This is a genomic window from Hymenobacter aranciens (assembly GCF_030580865.1).
Taxonomy (GTDB): domain Bacteria; phylum Bacteroidota; class Bacteroidia; order Cytophagales; family Hymenobacteraceae; genus Hymenobacter; species Hymenobacter aranciens.
This window is the reverse complement of record NZ_JAUQSY010000009.1, coordinates 167498-184632: the sequence shown is the minus strand read 5'-3', so window position 1 is coordinate 184632 and position 17135 is coordinate 167498. Positions and strand designations below refer to the sequence as shown.

At 62.7% G+C, this 17135-nt stretch carries 15 protein-coding genes; 5 read left to right on the top strand and 10 right to left on the bottom strand.

The window, feature by feature from the left end; translation table 11 throughout:
* Nucleotides 1-95 precede the first annotated feature (95 nt).
* Nucleotides 96-1538 (top strand): GH1 family beta-glucosidase, encoded by a 1443-nt coding sequence (locus Q5H93_RS15030; protein WP_305007403.1) that lies wholly within the window; start codon nucleotides 96-98, stop codon nucleotides 1536-1538.
* Between the two features lie 32 nt (nucleotides 1539-1570).
* Here Q5H93_RS15030 and Q5H93_RS15025 read toward each other — a convergent pair whose 3' ends face one another.
* Entirely contained in the window at nucleotides 1571-2230 is a 660-nt protein-coding gene (locus Q5H93_RS15025) for a hypothetical protein (protein ID WP_305007402.1), read from the bottom strand.
* Between the two features lie 118 nt (nucleotides 2231-2348).
* On the opposite strand from Q5H93_RS15025, the gene Q5H93_RS15020 reads away from it, so the two are divergent.
* Nucleotides 2349-5120 carry a choice-of-anchor I family protein gene (locus Q5H93_RS15020; RefSeq protein WP_305007401.1) on the top strand — a complete coding sequence of 924 codons (2772 nt, stop codon included), beginning with the start codon at nucleotides 2349-2351 and terminating at the stop codon, nucleotides 5118-5120.
* A gap of 137 nt (nucleotides 5121-5257) precedes the next feature.
* Here Q5H93_RS15020 and Q5H93_RS15015 read toward each other — a convergent pair whose 3' ends face one another.
* From Q5H93_RS15015 to Q5H93_RS14990, 6 genes are all read right to left on the bottom strand, one after another.
* Nucleotides 5258-5629: a hypothetical protein gene (locus Q5H93_RS15015; protein WP_305007400.1), complete on the bottom strand. Its 372-nt coding sequence runs from the start codon at nucleotides 5627-5629 to the stop codon at nucleotides 5258-5260.
* A 29-nt stretch (nucleotides 5630-5658) separates the two neighbouring features.
* Nucleotides 5659-6264: a hypothetical protein gene (locus Q5H93_RS15010; protein WP_305007399.1), complete on the bottom strand. Its 606-nt coding sequence runs from the start codon at nucleotides 6262-6264 to the stop codon at nucleotides 5659-5661.
* Nucleotides 6265-6417: 153 nt separating this feature from the next.
* Nucleotides 6418-7044: a cyclase family protein gene (locus Q5H93_RS15005; RefSeq protein WP_305007398.1), complete on the bottom strand. Its 627-nt coding sequence runs from the start codon at nucleotides 7042-7044 to the stop codon at nucleotides 6418-6420.
* A 123-nt stretch (nucleotides 7045-7167) separates the two neighbouring features.
* Complete coding sequence (locus Q5H93_RS15000) at nucleotides 7168-9867, bottom strand: MGH1-like glycoside hydrolase domain-containing protein (protein ID WP_305007397.1); 2700 nt, start codon at nucleotides 9865-9867, stop codon at nucleotides 7168-7170.
* A 161-nt stretch (nucleotides 9868-10028) separates the two neighbouring features.
* Nucleotides 10029-10847, bottom strand: coding sequence for an SDR family oxidoreductase (locus Q5H93_RS14995; protein WP_305007396.1), 819 nt, complete (start codon nucleotides 10845-10847; stop codon nucleotides 10029-10031).
* Nucleotides 10848-11080: 233 nt separating this feature from the next.
* Nucleotides 11081-11320: a hypothetical protein gene (locus Q5H93_RS14990; RefSeq protein ID WP_305007395.1), complete on the bottom strand. Its 240-nt coding sequence runs from the start codon at nucleotides 11318-11320 to the stop codon at nucleotides 11081-11083.
* Between the two features lie 42 nt (nucleotides 11321-11362).
* Here Q5H93_RS14990 and Q5H93_RS14985 point away from each other — a divergent pair, with 42 nt between their 5' ends.
* Nucleotides 11363-12871 (top strand): 3' terminal RNA ribose 2'-O-methyltransferase Hen1, encoded by a 1509-nt coding sequence (locus Q5H93_RS14985; protein ID WP_305007394.1) that lies wholly within the window; start codon nucleotides 11363-11365, stop codon nucleotides 12869-12871.
* Here the strand turns inward: Q5H93_RS14985 and Q5H93_RS14980 are convergent.
* Nucleotides 12860-13285, bottom strand: coding sequence for a hypothetical protein (locus Q5H93_RS14980; protein ID WP_305007393.1), 426 nt, complete (start codon nucleotides 13283-13285; stop codon nucleotides 12860-12862). The genes Q5H93_RS14985 and Q5H93_RS14980 overlap by 12 nt on opposite strands.
* 255 nt (nucleotides 13286-13540) lie before the next feature.
* On the opposite strand from Q5H93_RS14980, the gene Q5H93_RS14975 reads away from it, so the two are divergent.
* Together Q5H93_RS14975 and Q5H93_RS14970 are read left to right on the top strand one after the other, a co-directional pair.
* Nucleotides 13541-14740, top strand: coding sequence for an acyltransferase family protein (locus Q5H93_RS14975; RefSeq protein WP_305007391.1), 1200 nt, complete (start codon nucleotides 13541-13543; stop codon nucleotides 14738-14740).
* 190 nt (nucleotides 14741-14930) lie between these two features.
* Entirely contained in the window at nucleotides 14931-15467 is a 537-nt protein-coding gene (locus Q5H93_RS14970; RefSeq protein WP_305007390.1) for an RNA polymerase sigma factor, read from the top strand.
* A gap of 11 nt (nucleotides 15468-15478) precedes the next feature.
* Here the strand turns inward: Q5H93_RS14970 and Q5H93_RS14965 are convergent, their stop codons facing one another.
* A complete protein-coding gene (locus Q5H93_RS14965) occupies nucleotides 15479-16030 on the bottom strand; it encodes a protein-tyrosine phosphatase family protein (protein ID WP_305007389.1) in 552 nt (183 codons plus the stop codon).
* A gap of 117 nt (nucleotides 16031-16147) precedes the next feature.
* The gene (locus Q5H93_RS14960; RefSeq protein WP_305007388.1) at nucleotides 16148-17122 is read right to left on the bottom strand and encodes an ADP-ribosylglycohydrolase family protein; all 975 of its coding nucleotides are present in this window, start codon (nucleotides 17120-17122) and stop codon (nucleotides 16148-16150) included.
* Nucleotides 17123-17135: the final 13 nt, after the last annotated feature.

Genomic DNA, 17135 nt, shown 5'->3' with positions numbered 1-17135 from the left:
GTTGGAACGATTGAGTTACTGCCTCGTTATGGCGTGAGAGGATGCTTCGCTACGCTCAGCATGACACGGTCTCAATTACTTTACCAATAAAAACAATGCCCGACCTTCCCGCCGCCTTCTACCCCGCGACCTCTCCCTCGTCCCTGTCCAGCGCCGATTTTGGCCCCGGTTTCCACTGGGGCGCGGCCTCGGCGGCGTACCAGATTGAGGGGGCCTGGCAATGCCAGGGCAAGGGCCCGAGCATCTGGGACGACTTCACGCGGCGCAAAAAGGCCATCCGCAACGGCGAGCACGCCCGCGTAGCCTGCGATTTCTACAACCGTTACGAAACCGACCTCGACCTGGCCCGGGGCCTGGGTTTGACGGACTACCGCTTCTCGGCCGCCTGGTCGCGGGTGCTGCCCGAAGGCACTGGCGCCGTGAACCGCCGGGGCCTCGACTTCTACGACCGGCTGGTGGATGCCTGCTTGGAGCGCGACCTGCGCCCCTGGGTCACGGTGTACCACTGGGACCTGCCCAGCGCCCTGCAGGCCCGCGGCGGCTGGACCAACCGGTCGGTAGTGGGCTGGCTATCCGATTACGCCCAAATCCTGGCCCGCCGCCTCGGCGACCGGGTGCAGAACTGGATGGTGCTCAACGAGCCGATGGTGTTCGTGGGCGCCGGGCACCTGCTGGGCGTGCACGCGCCAGGGCGGCGGCACCTGGGGGCGTTTCTGGCGGCGGCGCACCACGCTACGCTGGCCCAGGCCGAAGGCGGCCGCGCCCTGCGCGCCCTGCTGCCCGATGGCGCGCAGGTGGGCACCACGTTTTCCTGCTCCTACCTCACCCCGCACCGCCCCGGCAACGGCTATGACGAAGCCGCCACCCGCCGCGCCGATGCCCTGCTCAACCGCTTTTTCGTGGAGCCGGTCCTGGGCCTGGGCTACCCCGTGGCCGAGCTGCCCGCCCTGCGCTGGCTGCTGGAGCGCTACCAGAAGCCCGGCGACGAGCAGCGCCTGAAGTTCGATTTCGACTTCTGGGGCATTCAGAACTACACCCGCGAGGTGGTTAAATTCTCGCCCTGGCTGCCGCTGCAGTGGGCCACGCTGGTGCCCGCCAAGCAGCGCGGTGTGCCCTACACCGACATGGGCTGGGAGGTCTACCCCGAGTCGGTTTACCAAATGTTGAAGCAGTACTCGGCTTACCCAAATGCGCCAAAGCTCATCGTAACCGAAAGCGGCTCAGCCTTCCCGGATGTGCAAGCTGGCGGCTTCGTGCACGACCAGCAGCGCCGGGCCTACCTGCAGGCGGCCCTGGGCCAGGTGCTGCGCGCCCGCCGCGAAGGCGTGGACGTGAACGGCTACTTCGCCTGGACGCTCACCGACAACTTCGAGTGGGCCGAGGGCTACGGCCCGCGCTTCGGGCTCATCCACGTCGATTACGAGACGCAGCAGCGCACGGTGAAGGACTCGGGGCTGTGGTATGGGGATTTTTTGAAAGGCAGTAGCGCGGACTCTGTAGTCCGCGATGTTACGTCATCCGTCAGCCGCATTTTGTAGTTCAGATTGCGACCATCCTGTAACGTGGATTCCTAATCTGGCTGATGCCAGCCGTTTACCAGTTCGGTAAACTCGCGCAGCTTGCTTTCTTCAGCGGTGCTACCGCTTTTACAATTATTCAATTGAGCTTTGGCCCAAGCCGCACGGGCGCTTGCTGCGTGGCCTTCATTGCTGATATCGAACTCCATTGCCACGCGTTCGGCCCAATTACCAAAATCCTTTTTCGTTAGAAGCTTCTCTGTGAGGAAATACGCTGCAAACCGACTGGGATGTTGCTCGACAAACTCTTTTGCCATGATGCCAAGCGGTTCGGAGTAAGCGCCGTCGGCTTTGGGCATTGTTCGGGTAAGCGTCAGGAAATAAAAGGGCTGAGTGACGGTATTCTTAGTAAAAATACTGTCCATCAGCGCCAGTGTTTTATCGTCATCGCTAGGCTCGGCATGGCCCAGGTAAAGGTCCTTTGCTACTTGCGGAATCTGGGGATGACGCAGATAAAACAGAATGGAATTACCGCCAAAGCTTTCCTGCTGCAGACGCAGGGTGTCGTAGGGTAAAGCCTTTGAAAGCGCAGCAACTTGGTAGACTTCGGTCGGCGTCACCTTGCTAATGGTAGACTTTTCGGCCCCCGGCTCGCAGGCTGAAACAAAACCAATAAGGAACGACGAGGTCAGCAGGTGAGCCAGCGGTTTCATAAAACACAGTTGTTTTAATGCCGCTTTAAAGCTACCAACCCAATTCCATAACCTCCCCGCAACCTCTACCTAACACCCCGCCGGGACCTTTGCGGCATCATCCATTAATGCTGCAACGATGCGCTTTATTACTCCTTCTTCCTGGCTCCGAACCCTGGGCTTGCTGGGGCTGGCTACGGCTGGCACCACGCTTAACGCCCAGGCCCAGAGCCTCGCCCAAAGTTTTGAAAACAGCGCGGCCGACACCTGGAATTTCGTAGCCACCCCCGCTACCTACAACGTGCCGGCCGATAACGACCAGTGGGCCATCCTGCCCAGCATCGGCACTGGGGCGCTCCAGATTACGCCCTCGGCCGGGGCCAGCCTGTGGGGTGGGCGCGATATGGAAGGCCCGGCCACCAACAGCCAGAGCCTCTGGCATTGCCTCGACTTCGCGCCGGTAGCCATCCAGACGGGCAGCGCGGCGGCTACGGAAATTTCCTTCAAATACTTCAGCAACGCCTTCGACAACCCCGACTCGCTGGCCTACGTGGTGCAGTTCGACAACGGCACGACCTGGCCCGCGCCGCGTACCTACACCCAACTGAACAAAAACACCGGCGCCTGGACCACCGTGACGGTGCCCGTGCCGGCTGGCAGCACCCACGCCCGCCTGCGCCTGGCCGTGCGCCAGAATGGCAACGATGACTGGGTGGCCTTCGACGAAATCAGCCTGGGCCGCTCGGCCGCGCCCGTGGTGCCCGACCTGGGCTTCACCGGCAGCACGCTGGTGGTGCCGGAAAATGCCGGGACGGTGAGCCTCCCGCTGAGCATCCGCAACGCCAACGCCACGGCCAGCACCGTGGAAGTGGTGGTAGCCCCGCTGGGCACCGCCACGGCGGGCGCCGACTACACCTTCGCCAGCACGCAAACCGTGACCTTCGCGCCGGGCGCCACCACGGCCACGCTCACGCTGCCCATCGCCGACGATGCCACGGCCGAGGCGGCCGAGTACTTCACCGTGCGCCTGCAGAACCCCGGCAACGCCACGCTCACGGCCGGCAGCACCGAGTTTTTGGTGTTCATCAAGGACAATGATACCCAGGCGCCGGCCCGCGACCGCAACTTCAGCCTGAACCTGCTGGGCAGCTACCAGAACGGCGCCAGCGGCACCAACTCGGCTGAAATCGTGGCCCACGACCCCAGCACCGACCGCCTGTACGTGGCCAACTCGATTGGCGGCAAGCTCGATATTCTCAACTTCGCCACGCCCGGCATGATTACCCCGGTGGCGTCGATTTCGATGGCGCCCTACGGCGGTATCAACTCGGTAGTGGTGCGGAATGGCATCGTGGCCTGCGCCATCGAGGATGGCACGACGCTGCAGAACCCCGGCAAAGTGGTGTTCTTCGACCAGAACGGCACCTTCCTGAAACAGGTGACCGTGGGCAGCCTGCCCGACATGATTACCTTCTCGCCCGACGGCCGCTACCTGCTCACGGCCAACGAGGGCGAGCCCAACGCCGCCTACACCAACGACCCCAACGGCTCGGTGTCCATCATCGACCTCAGCGGCATCAGCGGCCCCGGCAGCATCGCCAACCTCACCCAGGCCAACGTGACCACGCTCGACTTCACGGCCTGGAATGGCCAGGAAGCCGCACTGCGCACCGCCGGCATCCGCATTTTCGGCGGCGCCACGGGCGGCGCGCGCAGCTCGGTGGCCCAGGATTTGGAGCCCGAGTACATCACCATCTCGCCCGATTCGCGCACGGCCTACGTGGCCTGCCAGGAAAACAACGCGCTGGCGACCATCGACCTCACCACCCGCACCATCAGCAGCCTGCGCTCGGTGGGCTACCAGGACCACGCCCAGCCTGGCTTCAGCTTCGACGCCTCCGACCAGGGCACCGAGGTGCTCATGGCCAACTGGCCGGTGCGAGGCATGCGCATGCCCGATGCCATTTCGAGCTTCGAACTGCCCGCCGCGCTGGGTGGCGGCCGCTACGTGGTGACGGCCAACGAGGGCGACGCCCGCGAGTACACCGCCTTCGCCGAGGTGACCCGCCTGGGCAACGCCGGCTACGTGCTCGACCCCGCCACCTTCCCGCAGGCCGCGCTGCTGAAAAACAACGCCGCCCTGGGCCGCCTCAACGTGACCACCGCCACCGGCGACACCGACGGCGACGGCGACATCGACGAGATTCACGCCTTCGGCGGCCGTTCGTTCAGCATCCTTAATGCCACCACCGGCGCCACCGTCTTCGACAGCGGCGACCTGCTCGAGCGCCTCACCAGCACCGACGCGGCCTTCGGCGCCATCTTCAACGCCAGCAACACCACCGGCGCGCCAGCCTTCAAAAACCGCTCCGACGACAAGGGCCCCGAGCCCGAGGGCATCACCACCGGCAGCATCCGCGACACTACTTACGCCTTCGTGAGCCTGGAGCGCATCGGCGGCGTGGCCGTGTTCAACGTGAACAACCCCGCCCAGCCCCGCCTCGTCGACTACCTCAACAACCGCAGCCTGACGGCCGGCCCTGCCGACCTCGGCCCCGAGGGCACAGTCTTCATTTCGGCCGCCGACAGCCCCACCGGCCAGCCCCTGCTCATCCTCGCCAACGAGGTCAGCAGCACCGTGGCCGTCTACGGCGTGCAGCTGCGCGGCACCGTGGTGACGTCGGCCACCGCCGGCGCCCGCCCCACCGCGCCGCTCTACTGCTACCCCAACCCCGCCCAGGGCGGCAGCGTGCGCCTGAGCCGCGCCGTGTCGGGCCAGCTGCTCGACGTGCTGGGCCGCCCCGTGCGCCAGCTGCGCGCCGCCGACGCCCTCGAAACGGCTGGCCTGACCGCCGGCGTGTACGTGCTGAAAAGCGAGGACGGCAGCACCGCCCGCCTGGTAGTGAAATAGGGTTCTATTTCTTTCTTTTTTCTGCAAACACGCAAATGCCCCGACCAGATGGTCGGGGCATTTTTTATTTCGTTGGGCGTGCGACATTTTTTGGTGCGACATTTTAAAATGTCGCACCAAAAAATGTCGCACAGTCTTCAGTCCCCGATATCTTCCCAACCACCTGCCTGTGGGTCGTATTTGGCAAACTCCCTGGTGTCGGTAAACTCCGAAGCCGTCATGCGGATATCGAATACGTTGTCGAAATCGGCGGTGCCGGCGCTGAAGTAGAGGCCCCGTTCGGTGAGCAGGGCCTGGGCCTGGTGCTCGCCGCTCAGCTGGTAGTCGGTGGCAGCGGGGCGCTGCTGCAGCACCTGGTAGCCGTAGCGCAGCAGCCGCTCGTGCAGGGTCTGGTGCTGGGCGGGCGTGAAGGGGAGGAGCAGTTCGTTGTGGTCGAAAAAATCGTCGCCCTGGTAGTGCTGCTCCTGTTCCCGCACTTCGCGGCGGTAGAGCTGGATGTCGTAACTCATGATTCTCGGGGAAAGCCAGACTCGCAGCCCTACGCCGGGCCCAGCCGGTCGCGCATGCTCATAAACCGCTCAATCATGCGCTCGGGCTGCTGGTCGTCGAACTCATCGAAGCCTAGGATAAAGGCGGGCGAGGGCTGCACGAAACGGATGGCCTGGTTTACGCTTTCCAGGTAGGCCTGCACGAGGCCGGGCTGCTCCTCGCCGGCGGCGAAGGTGGCATCCCAGCGCAGCGGGGTCGTGCCCTTATGCACCAGGAAGGGCAGCACGAAGGGAATGTAGCGGCTGAAAACCGGGTTCTCAACGCTGGTGAGGCGGGTGTCGGGCCACACGTGGAAGTCGGCGAAGGAAGCCGGCGGCGCTATCACGTAGCGCGCCTGCTCGTCGGCGATGGTGCGAAACAGCTCGTCGCGCCCGGGCTGGGCGTAGAGTTGCGCGTAGGCCGCGTACCAGGCCGTCACGCCCTTGGGGTTGACGAGCTGGTAGGGGTGGAAGCTGCTGCTCAGCGCCACCCCGCCGTGCGCGCCGATGACGAGCTCATAGAGCTGCCCGAAGGCGGCCAGGTCGTCGGACTGGCGGTAGGGGTTGTCGGTGAGGCCGTAGAGGTAAAAGCTGGCGAAGTCAGTAAGGGAAGGCATGGCTAAGTTGTTGAAACGACAAAATAAATAACTGTCATGCTGAACGCAGGGAAGCATCCTCTCACGCCGAAACGACCCGACTGGAATCGTTATGGCGTGAGAGGATGCTTCCCTGCGTTCAGCATGACAGTTCTGGAGGCAATGACAGTTATACTACTCCCGCCGCCGCGCCACTACCCGCGCCGGCGCCCCATCAGCCCCTTCAATCAGCAGCGGCAGGCAAATCATATCGTACCAGCCCGCCGCCGCCTCCTGCAGCCGCAGCCCCTCGATGATGCTGATGCCCGCTTCGAGCAGGATTTTATGCGTGTCGGCCGGGCCGACGGACAGATAATCGACCCCCACGCACACGATGCCGCGCTCGCGCAGCCACTCCGCCGCATCGGCCCGCACGCGCACGAACTTCTCATTGAAGGGCTCGCGGGCCCACTCGCGGTGCGAGTTGCGGGTGCGGAAGAGCAGCCGGTCGCCGGGCGAGGTTTCCAGCGGCTCCAGCTCGGCGCGGGTCACGAACTCGGGGTGCTCGATATCGACCACGCGGGCCGGGCCGATGAGCGTGTTGAGGTCGAGGGCCGTCACGTCGGGGCCGTCGGCCAGGAAGTGACGGGCGGCATCGACGTGAGTGGCGGTGTGGGCACTCAGGCTGAGCTCGGTCACGTTGGCCGCGTCCTTCCAGGCCATGCTACGGGTGAGGCGGATGTGAACCGGAGCGTTGTCGGGCCAGTGCACCATCTGGTCGGAGATGGGCGTGGTGAAGTCGAGCCAGGGGGAAGTGGGCATAAGATGTAGCGCGGACTTTGTAGTCCGCGATTGAGGCGAATTAGGGTTACTTACTAACGTTTCAACGTTCAGACTCGCGGACTACAACCGAAGGTCGGCGCAGCCAAAGTCCGCGCTACTGCTTTACTCCGCATCCACGTCCCCCACGGTGAGCAAGTGGTACTCATTCGGCTTGCGCGGCTGCAGTAGCTTCGCGATAAGCCCCGTCCAGCCGGTCTGGTGGCTGGCGCCGAGGCCGGCGCCATCGTCGCCGTTGAAGTATTCGTGGAACAGCAGGTGGTCGCGGAAGTGCGGGTCGGTCTGCATCAGCTCGATGTTGCCGAGGGCCGGGCGGTGGCCGTTTTCGTCGCGCAAAAACAGCTTGGTGAGCCGCCCGGTGAGGGCGTCGGCGATTTGCAGCAGGGTGATGTGCTGGCCCGAGCCGGTGGGGTATTCCACGATGAAGTCGTCGCCGTAGTAGTGGTGGAAGCGCTGCAGCGACTCGATAATCAGGAAGTTCATCGGGAACCACACCGGGCCGCGCCAGTTCGAGTTGCCGCCGTAGAGCGAGGTTTGCGACTCGGCCGGCTCGTAGTGAATAACGTAATCCTCGTCGTCGCCTTCGTACACGTAGGGGTTGTCGAGGTGGAAGCGCGAGAGCGAGCGCACGCCGTAGGGCGAGAGAAATTCGGCCTCGTCCAACATGCGGTGCAGCAGCAGCTTCATGCGGTGGCCGCGCAGCAATGACAGCAGGTGGCGCTTGCCCACGCCCGGCTCGTCCCAGTGCGACACCAACTCGGCCAGCTTGGGCCGGTTTTCCAGAAACCAGTTCATGCGCTTCACGAAGTCCGGCATTTCCTGCATCATCTCCTCGTCGAGCACCTCCACCGCGAACAGCGGCACTAGCCCCACCATCGAGCGCACTTTCAGGCGCTGGGGCTTGTGCTCCTGGGTGTTCAGCACGTCGTAGTAGAAGCCGTCTTCCTCGTCCCACATGTTTTCGCCGGTGGTGCGGGCGCCCGTCATGGCCTCGGCGATGTAGAGGAAGTGCTCGAAAAACTTGCTGGCCATGTCTTGGTACACCGGGTTTTCCTTGCTTAGCTCCAGCGCAATGCGCATCATGTCGAGCGCGTACATGGCCATCCAGCTCGTGCCGTCGGCCTGCTCGATGAAGCTGCCCTCGGGCATGTCGGAGCGGTCGAACACGCCGATGTTATCCAGCCCCAGGAAGCCGCCCTCGAATACGTTGCGGTTTTCGACGTCCTTGCGGTTCACCCACCACGAGAAGTTGAGCATGAGCCGGTGAAAAGATGCCTCCAGAAACTTACGGTCGCCGCGCCCGCCGTGCTGCTTCTGGTCCATCTTATACACCCGCCAGGTGGCCCAGGCGTGCACCGGCGGGTTCACGTCGCTGAACTTCCACTCGTAGGCCGGCAGCTGGCCGTTGGGGTGCATGTAGCGGTCCTGCAGCAGCAAATGCAGCTGCTGCTTGGCAAACGTCGAGTCCACCATGGCCAGCGGCACGGCGTGGAAGGCCAAATCCCAGGCCGCGTACCAAGGGTATTCCCAGGTGTCGGGCATCGAGATGATGTCAGCGTTGTGGAGCTGGCGCCAGGTGTGGTTGCGGCCCTCCTGGCGCTGGGCCGGGGGCGGGGGCAGGCCGGGGTCGCCGTCGAGCCACTCGCGCACGTCGTAGTAGTAGAACTGCTTGCACCAGAGCATGCCGCCCAGGGCCTGGCGCTGCACGTTGCGGGCGTCGGCGCTGGTTATTTCCTCCTGCAAACAGGCGTAAAACTGGTCGGCCTCGTCGCGGCGGGCCTGAAACAGCTCGTCGAAACCCGTAAAGGGCTCGGCTACGTCGGGCGCGGCCAGCCGCAGGCGGATAACCTGGCTTTGCCCCGGCTCCACCAGTAAGGTGTAGTGGGCGGCAACCTTGGTACCCTGGCTTTCGGGGTTCACCGCGTCCTTCTGGCCGTGCAGCAGGTAATTATCAATGCCGTCCTTGAAAAACGGGTGGCCGTGCGCCGGCATCTGCACCAGCTTTTCGTAGTTCGTATCGTTGTCGCAAAACAGCAATTCCGGCGCCGCCTCGTCGTGCGGGGCACAGTACAGGCGCAGGTTGGCCAGCTCGCGGTGGCGCACGGCTACCTGATTGGCATTCACTGCGGCCAGCTCAGGGCGGTAATTGTCGCAGCCCCAGGTCCAGGTGTTCCTGAACCAGAGTTGCGGCAGCACGTGCAGCGGCGCGGCGGCCGGCCCCCGGTTGTCGATAGTCAGGCGAATCAATATGTCCTCCGGCCCGGCCTTGGCGTACTCGATGTTGATGTCGAAGTAGCGGTTGTCCTTGAAAATGCCAGTGTCGAGCAGCTCAAACTCGGGGTCGAGTCGGTCGCGGGCGGCGCTTTCCTCCCGCAGTTCCTCGTACGGGAAAGCGGCCTGCGGATACTTATACAGCATCCGCATGTAGGAGTGCGTGGGCACATTATCAAGGTAATAATACAGCTCCTTCACGTCCTCGGCGTGGTTGCCCTCGGGCCCGTTCAGCCCAAACAGCCGCTCCTTAAGCTGCTCGTCCTGCCCGTTCCAGAAGGCCGGGGCGAAGCACAGCTGCTGCTTATCGTCGCTGATGCCGCCGATGCCCTCCTCGCCCCAGCGGTAGGCGTAGGCGCGGGCCATGTCGTGGGTCACGTAGTTCCAGGCGTTGCCGTCGGGCGAGTAGTCCTCGCGCACGGTGCCCCACTGCCGGTCCGAAAGGTAGGGGCCGAAGCGGCGCCAGGCCGCCGGGTCGTCAGGGTTGTTGGCGGCGCGCAGGCGCTGGTGCTCGGGGGAGTTGGGGGAAGGCATAAGCTAGAAAGCAAGGCGCAAACCTCGCAGAACAATGTAGAGACGCGACCCTTCGTGTCTCGTCGTTGAACGGTTAAAGCCGCGAAGCCCACTGTTCGTCGTTAAATTAAGTAATGACCAGCCGGCGCGGACGCCGAGACGCGAAGGGTCGCGTCTCTACATCACCCATTGCCCACAAACCCCGGGTACAGCAGCATCCCGCCATCGGCAAAGAGCGTCGTCCCCGTCACGTAGTCCGACTCATCCGAAGCCAGCCACACGGCCACCTTCCCAATATCCGCCGCCTCGCCAATGCGGCCATAAGGAATAAGCTTCAGCAAATCCTTTTCTTCGGCGGGCGTGTCCCGCGCCTCCAGATTAATCGGTGTGGCAATGGCCCCCGGCCCGATGCTGTTGATGCGGATTTTCTTGGGCGCCAGCTCCTGGGCCACGCTTTTCATCAGCAGCATCACGCCGCCCTTGCTGGCCGCGTAGTTCACGTGCCCGGCCCAGGGAATAATTTCGTGCACCGAGCTCATGCAGATGATTTTGCCGGCCGCTTTGGAAATTTCCGGCTGCACGCCGCGCTTCACAAACTCGCGGGCCGCCGCCTGCACGCACAGAAACTGCCCGGTCAGGTTCACGTCAATCACGCGCTGCCAGTCTTCCAGCGTCATGTCCAGAAACGCGGCATCCTTCTGAATGCCGGAATTGCTGACGAGAATATGCACCGTACCAAATTTCTCAATCGTGGCGGCAAACAGCCGCTGCACGTCCGCCGCCTTGCTCACGTCGGCCTGCACGGCAATGGCCTCGCTGCCGGCTTTCTCAATGTCGGCCACCACTTCATTAGCGGGGCCTGCTTCGGAGTGATAATTAACCACCACCTTGGCCCCGGCGGCGCCCAGCGCCCGGGCCACGCCGGCCCCGATGCCGGAGCTGCCGCCGGTGACGATGGCAATTTGGGAATGCAGAAGCGGACGAGCGTCGGAACCAGGCATGGGGGAGAAGTTGGGTGAAAATTCCCCGTTAGACTCCTAAACCCGGTGCTAGGTTTCGGGCGCGGTCACGGCCCAGTTTCCCCCAAACGATTGAAATCGGCCCGCCCACCGCTGTTTTCAGGCCGAACACCGCCAGATTTCAAGCTGCCAGCCATAATAACGAAACCAAAACAAGCATTTTCAGCCCGAAATAGAATAAATTCGAGCCGGGTGTAGATAAATTCGGGTCGGACTTAGATAAATTCGAGTCCGGCTTTTAAAAAATCAGCTCGGCCTTTGATAAAATCGGGTCGGGTTATAAAAAAATCAAGTCGGACTTCCGCAAAATCGCCCCCGAATTTGATAAAATCGGGTCCGACTTTAAAGAAATCGAGTCGGAGCAACCCAAAATCAACCCGGAGTCCGGCAAAATCGAGCCGCCCCGCAGGAATAGTGCGCCGCTCGAAGCCCTTACCGCCAGTAGCAGCAGCCAAAACGCGCGCCGCCGTAGCTTTGGCTACCCGACCATCGCCCCTATGCTGCTCACCATCTCCACCACCTACCAGCCCGCCACCGACCTGGGTTACCTGCTCCATAAAAACCCCGCCCGCCTGCAAAGCGTGGAAGTAGCCGGCGGCCAAGCCCACATCTTCTACCCCGAAGCCACCGCCGAGCGCTGCACCGCCGCCCTGCTGCTCGACCTCGACCCCGTGGGCCTCGTGCGCGGCCGCCCCGGCAGCAGCGGCGAAGGCTTCGCCCTCGAGCAGTACGTCAACGACCGCCCCTACGTGGCCTCGTCCTTCCTCAGCGCCGCCCTCAGCAAAGCCTTCAACACGGCCATGAACGGCACCTGCAAAGACAAGCCCGACCTGCCCGTCCAAGCCCTGCCGCTCGAAGTAAAAGTAGCCGTCGTATCGGCCCCCGGCCCCGACTGGCCCCGCCGCCTCTTCGAGCCCCTGGGCTACGACGTCACCATCGAAACCACTCCGCTCGACCCCACCGTGCCCGAGTGGGGCGACAGTCGCTACTACACCCTGCACCTGCGCCACGACGGTCTGCGCCTACAGGACGTGCTCACCCACCTCTACGTGCTGCTGCCCGTGCTCGACAACGACAAGCACTATTACATCGGTGAAAACGAGGCCGAAAAGCTGCTGCATCGCGGCGGCACCTGGCTGCCCCAGCACCCCGAGCGCGGCTTCATCACGCGGCGCTACCTGCGCTACCTGGCCGCCTACGTCAACCCCACGCTGGAGCGGCTGATGGAGGGAGAAACGGCCCCTGAAGAAACCTCACCCCCTGACCCCCTCTCCAAAAAAGAGGGGGCACCGGCTCGTGAGGACGATTCTACTGCTGAATCCGTCAGTGGCATTTCCGGTGCCCCCTCTTTTTTGGAGAGGGGGTCAGGGGGTGAGGTTGCAGCGGAGGGCGACCGAAAGCTCTCCCTCCACGACCAGCGCCTCCAGCAAGTCGCCCACGAAATCTACCAGCTCGCCCCCAAGCGCGTGCTCGACCTGGGCTGCGGCGAAGGCAAGCTCCTGCGCCTGCTCCTGCGCCAGCCCCATATCGAGTACCTCCTCGGGATGGACGTCTCGCACCAGGCCCTGGCCCGTGCCGCCCAGCGCCTGCACCTCGACGAGCTTCCCCCGCGCCAGCGCGCGCGCATCGACCTCATCCAGGGCTCGCTGCTTTACCGCGACGACCGCCTCGCCGGCTTCGATGCCGCCGCCCTGGTCGAAGTCATCGAACACCTCGACCCCAGCCGCCTCGCCGCCCTCGAAGCCGTGGTGTTCGGCCAGGCGCGCCCCGCCCACGTCTTCGTCACCACCCCCAACGCCGACTACAACCAGCTCTACGAAGCCCTCAGCGCCGGCGAGTTCCGCCACGACGACCACCGCTTCGAGTGGTCCCGCGCCGAGTTCGCCGCCTGGGCCGCCGGCGTGGCCGGGCGCCACGGGTATCAGGTGCGGCTGGTGAGTATGGGGGAGGAGGTGGAAGGCGTGGGCGGACCCTCGCAGATGGCCGTGTTTGGGCTAATTGTCTAGCTTTTTGTTGAACCCTAGCTCGATTGTGGCTTTATCCCTGGCACTTGCCGGCTGCCCTTTAAATTCTGAGAAGATGCTATAAGCTTCTTCTAACGAGCGTATTCCTGATTCATTGACGGCGCGGCCCCACTGATATAAGGCCACCTCCGAAGCCGTAGCGTACACGCCGGGCTTTAGCTGCTTGCCATCGTATTCGTGGCCTTTAATGGCGGTGAAAAAATCCAGCTTCCCGCCGGGCTGAGTTTCCTTTAAAATAGTGGCTCTAAGCCCGGCCGGCGTCAGCAGCTGGCTTTGTGAAACCGAACTTGCAGCTGAAGTGCCCGGGGCAACCCGGTGCGAGCAATTGCTATGTAAAGCACCAACAGCAAGCAAGAGGCCGGTTGCGGAGTAACTAAAAGATTTAAGGATTCTCACGTTGGCAGTGCTTTTTAGCGAAGACGCGAAGATATAACCGGCAGTTTAAGCAATTGATTCGCGGGCTATATTTTTAGTGGTTAAGGATATTGCAAAGAAAATCAAGCCCCTACCAATACTAAAGTGCCTCGGCGGGCTTCGCGCCGGGTGCAGGCAACCAGCCGCCGCCTTTTGGAGTCAGTTACTGTTTTTATCTTTGGCGTCGCTCTGCGCTCATGCAGGGTTAATTATCAACCTTTTACTGCAATAAATCAATTGTCCATTAAGTCTACTCTCAAACGCCCCTATTTTCGCAACCTGGACGGCTTGCGCGGCTTGTTTATCATTCTGATTTTCATATCCCACGGCTGTGCTCACCACGCTCCGGAGGTAAACGAGCACTGGCTGGCGCCGCTCATCCACCTGGGCGTGGTGCACAACTCTGCGCTGGTGCTGAGCTTCTTTTTCGTGATGAGCAGCTTTCTCATCACCTCCCTGCTGCTACGTGAGCGCCACCTCGACGGCCGTATCCACATTGGGGCCTTTTACCTGCGGCGCACCCTGCGAATCTGGCCGCTATACTATGCCATTCTCGCTTTTGCTTTTATCGGATACCCGTTTCTGCGCTCATTTGGCAGTCATGGCTATGCTATTGACGTAGAAATCTGGCATTACATCGTCTTTATTCAGAACCTGGACCTGGCCGCCGGCCGGTTTCCGGAGAATATGTCGCTGGCGGTTACCTGGTCCCTGGCAGTGGAGGAGCAATTTTACCTGCTCTGGCCTCTGCTTATGGCCTTCATTCCAGTCCGGCATCTTTTCCCGACGATGCTGGTATTGCTGACCGCGACGCTGTCCTGGCAGTACGTCAATGGTAATAATTACTTTCACACGCTAACCTGCGCCTCTGATTTGATAATCGGGAGCTTACTGGCTATCGGCGTGTTCTATGCGCAGCACTACCGGCATGGCCTGGCCCGGCGCTGGCTGTTGAGTGTGCGCCGCCTGCCCCGAATAGCCGTAGCCGCGCTGTGGCTGTGGTCGCTCTACCTGTACCGGCATGGCCTGAGCGAAGGACCGGTTCAACTCATGCCTTTTGAGCGACTTGTGGTGGACCTGACGGCCGGGCTCGTGCTGATGGAGCAGAACTACGGACGCTATTCCATTTTCAAGCTCGGTAACGTCAAAGGAATGCGCTACCTGGGCCAGCTGGCCTTTGGGATGTACCTGCTGCACGCGCCCATCCTAACGGCTTTGTCGGACATCTACCACTTACTCGGATGGCAGAAAACAGCTTGGGACAGTGTTTTCATCATCCCAATCCTGGCATTCGGCCTCACGGTAGGTACCGCCACGCTTTGCTTTCGCTACTTCGAGCTCCCTTTTCTGCGTCTGTATTCGCGCTTTCTCCCCCGCACCAAGCACCCCGCCGAAAAGCCTGCCAACCAGGAGCAACCCCGGGTTCTATCGGCTTAGCCCGGGTTGCTTTTGGCGGGGCCCCGGCCTGAATTCCCTTGTCCTACATCAGGACAAGGGAACTTTTTTGGTCGCTACGCAAACCATGTGTCGTTTGCAACGAATTAACAAACAAACTTCTATCTCATAAATCCAACTGCTTAAAACTTGTCGTAGGTGGGCTCCATTCCTTCCACGACAACTTTCCTGAATGCCGCTATTTGAGAACGAAGACGAGCTGATTGTGCGCCTGCAGGCCCGCGATGCAGCCGCCATGACACTCTTCTACCGCCAGTATGGCAAACTTTTCTACCCTGTCATTCTGCGCATTGTGCGCAACGTGCCCGCCGCCGAAGATGTGCTGCAGGACTCGATGGTGAAAATCTGGTCGTCGTTTGCCGCCTTCGACCCCGAGAAGGGCTACCTCTTCACCTGGGCCCTGCGCATCTGCCGCAACGCCGCCATCGACCACCTGCGCGACCGGCGCGTGCGCGACGCCCAGCGCACGCAGTCGCTCGACGGCAGCGGGGCGGCGCAGCAGGCGGCCCCGCCCGCGTTTCTGCCCGAGCACGTGGGCGTGCGCGAACTCACGCAGCGCCTGCGGCCCGAGTATCGGCGCCTCATTGACCTGCTGTACTTCGAAGGCCTGACGCAGGTGGAGGCGGCCGAGCGACTGCAAATGCCCCTCGGAACCGTGAAAACGCACTCGCGCCAGGCCATCAAAGAGTTGATAAAGATGCTGAACTGACAGCCGCCTTGCTATTCTGGCCGGGCTGGCCGGTAATTGCGCACGAAGTTCAGCTGCTCGCGGGTTTGGGGCGACACGGGGTGGTATTTCACCTTGGCCACGTGCTGCCATTCGTCGGCGATGCGGGCCAGGGCCTCGTCGCCGCTCAGGCCGTGGTGCTGCACGTAGTGGCAGCCCACCACGGTGCCCGTGCGCCCGATGCCACCCCAGCAATGCACGGCGGCACGGCGGCCGGCGGCGGCGCTATCGGCCAGCGCGTGCATGATTTCGGCGAGGCGCTTGGTGGTGGGCAGGCCCATATCGGGCACCGCAAAGCGGCGGTAGCGCAGGCTTTCGGGCGCAATGCCGAGCCGGGCGGCGCGCTCCCGCAGCTGGGTTTCGTAGGGGCGCAGCTCGCCCTCGTGGGTGAGGTCGTAGAAATCGCGGATGCCGGCCGCCAGCAGGGCATCGAGCTTGGGCGCGGCAGCCGCATCGGTGGGGGCGCCGGGATACTCGCAGGCCAGCAGCAAGGGCGTGGCCCAGTAGGAGTTAGGAATGGGGCGCGGGGTGGGAGTGGTATTCATAAACGGGTGGGATTTGGGGGTGAGAGAATGGGGAAATTTAGTTGTCAGTTGCTCGTTGTCAGTTGTCCGGTAATAATCTATTGCTGCCTGGCGACTTGACAACGAGCAACTGACAACTTATGCTGTCAGGCGGGCAGCAAGGTCTTCAATATCAGCGCGGCGAGCCAGCACCTGCAGCCACTCGGTGGGGATGGCCGCTTCGCCGTAGGCCAGGCCGGCGAGGCCGCCGGCCACGGCGCCGGTCGTGTCGGTGTCGTCGCCGAGGTTGACGGCCGCCAGCACGGTGGCGGCGTAGGTGTCGTAGTGCAGCAGGCACCACAGGGCCGCTTCGAGGGTGTGCACGACATAGCCGGAGGAGGAAATTTTGCTTTCCGGCTGGTTGACCAGCTCACCCGAAAGCACCCACCAGCGGTAATAACGTTCTTCGGCTACGGCCGGAATGCTGCCGTTTTTGAGCCACGGGTTAGCCAAATCCTGCATCTGCTGAAAGGCTGCGGCCGGAGCCTGACCGGCGAGCAAGCCGCGCGCTACCAACAGATACAGAAAGCAACCAAGGGTAGAGCGCGGGTGGCCGTGCGTCACACTCGCTACGGCCTCGGTCAGCGTCCAGGCTGCATCCAAATCAAGCTTTTCCGCTCGCCAGATGTCATGAAACACCAAGGGCAGAATCCGCATCAGGGCGCCGTTGCCGTTATCATATTCCGAGTTGGGCCCTGCTGCTGTGGGCGCTATGCCCCGCTGCAAGCGGTCGATAGCCGTGCGGGTCGCGTTGCCAACGTCGAAGGTGACGTAAGTGGCAGTCCAGTAAGAGTTGTAAAGCCAATTAATGCTGCGCCGGGCAAAATCGGCCAGGTCAGGGGCACCACTCCGGCCCCCGGGGCGGGCTAGGGTTTCGGCCAGGCAGAAGGTCAGGGAAGAGTCGTCGGACCAGGTGCCGGCGGGTTGCGAATGAGTGCCGTAGGCGCGCATATCGGTCACCGGGTCGGCCTGGCGGGCGGCGCGGCCGGCAAACTCGACGGGCACGCCCAGGGCGTCGCCCACGGCCAGGCCCAGCAGCGCGGCGCGGGCGGCCGCAGTAAGGTTGTCTTGCATGGATGCAAGGTAG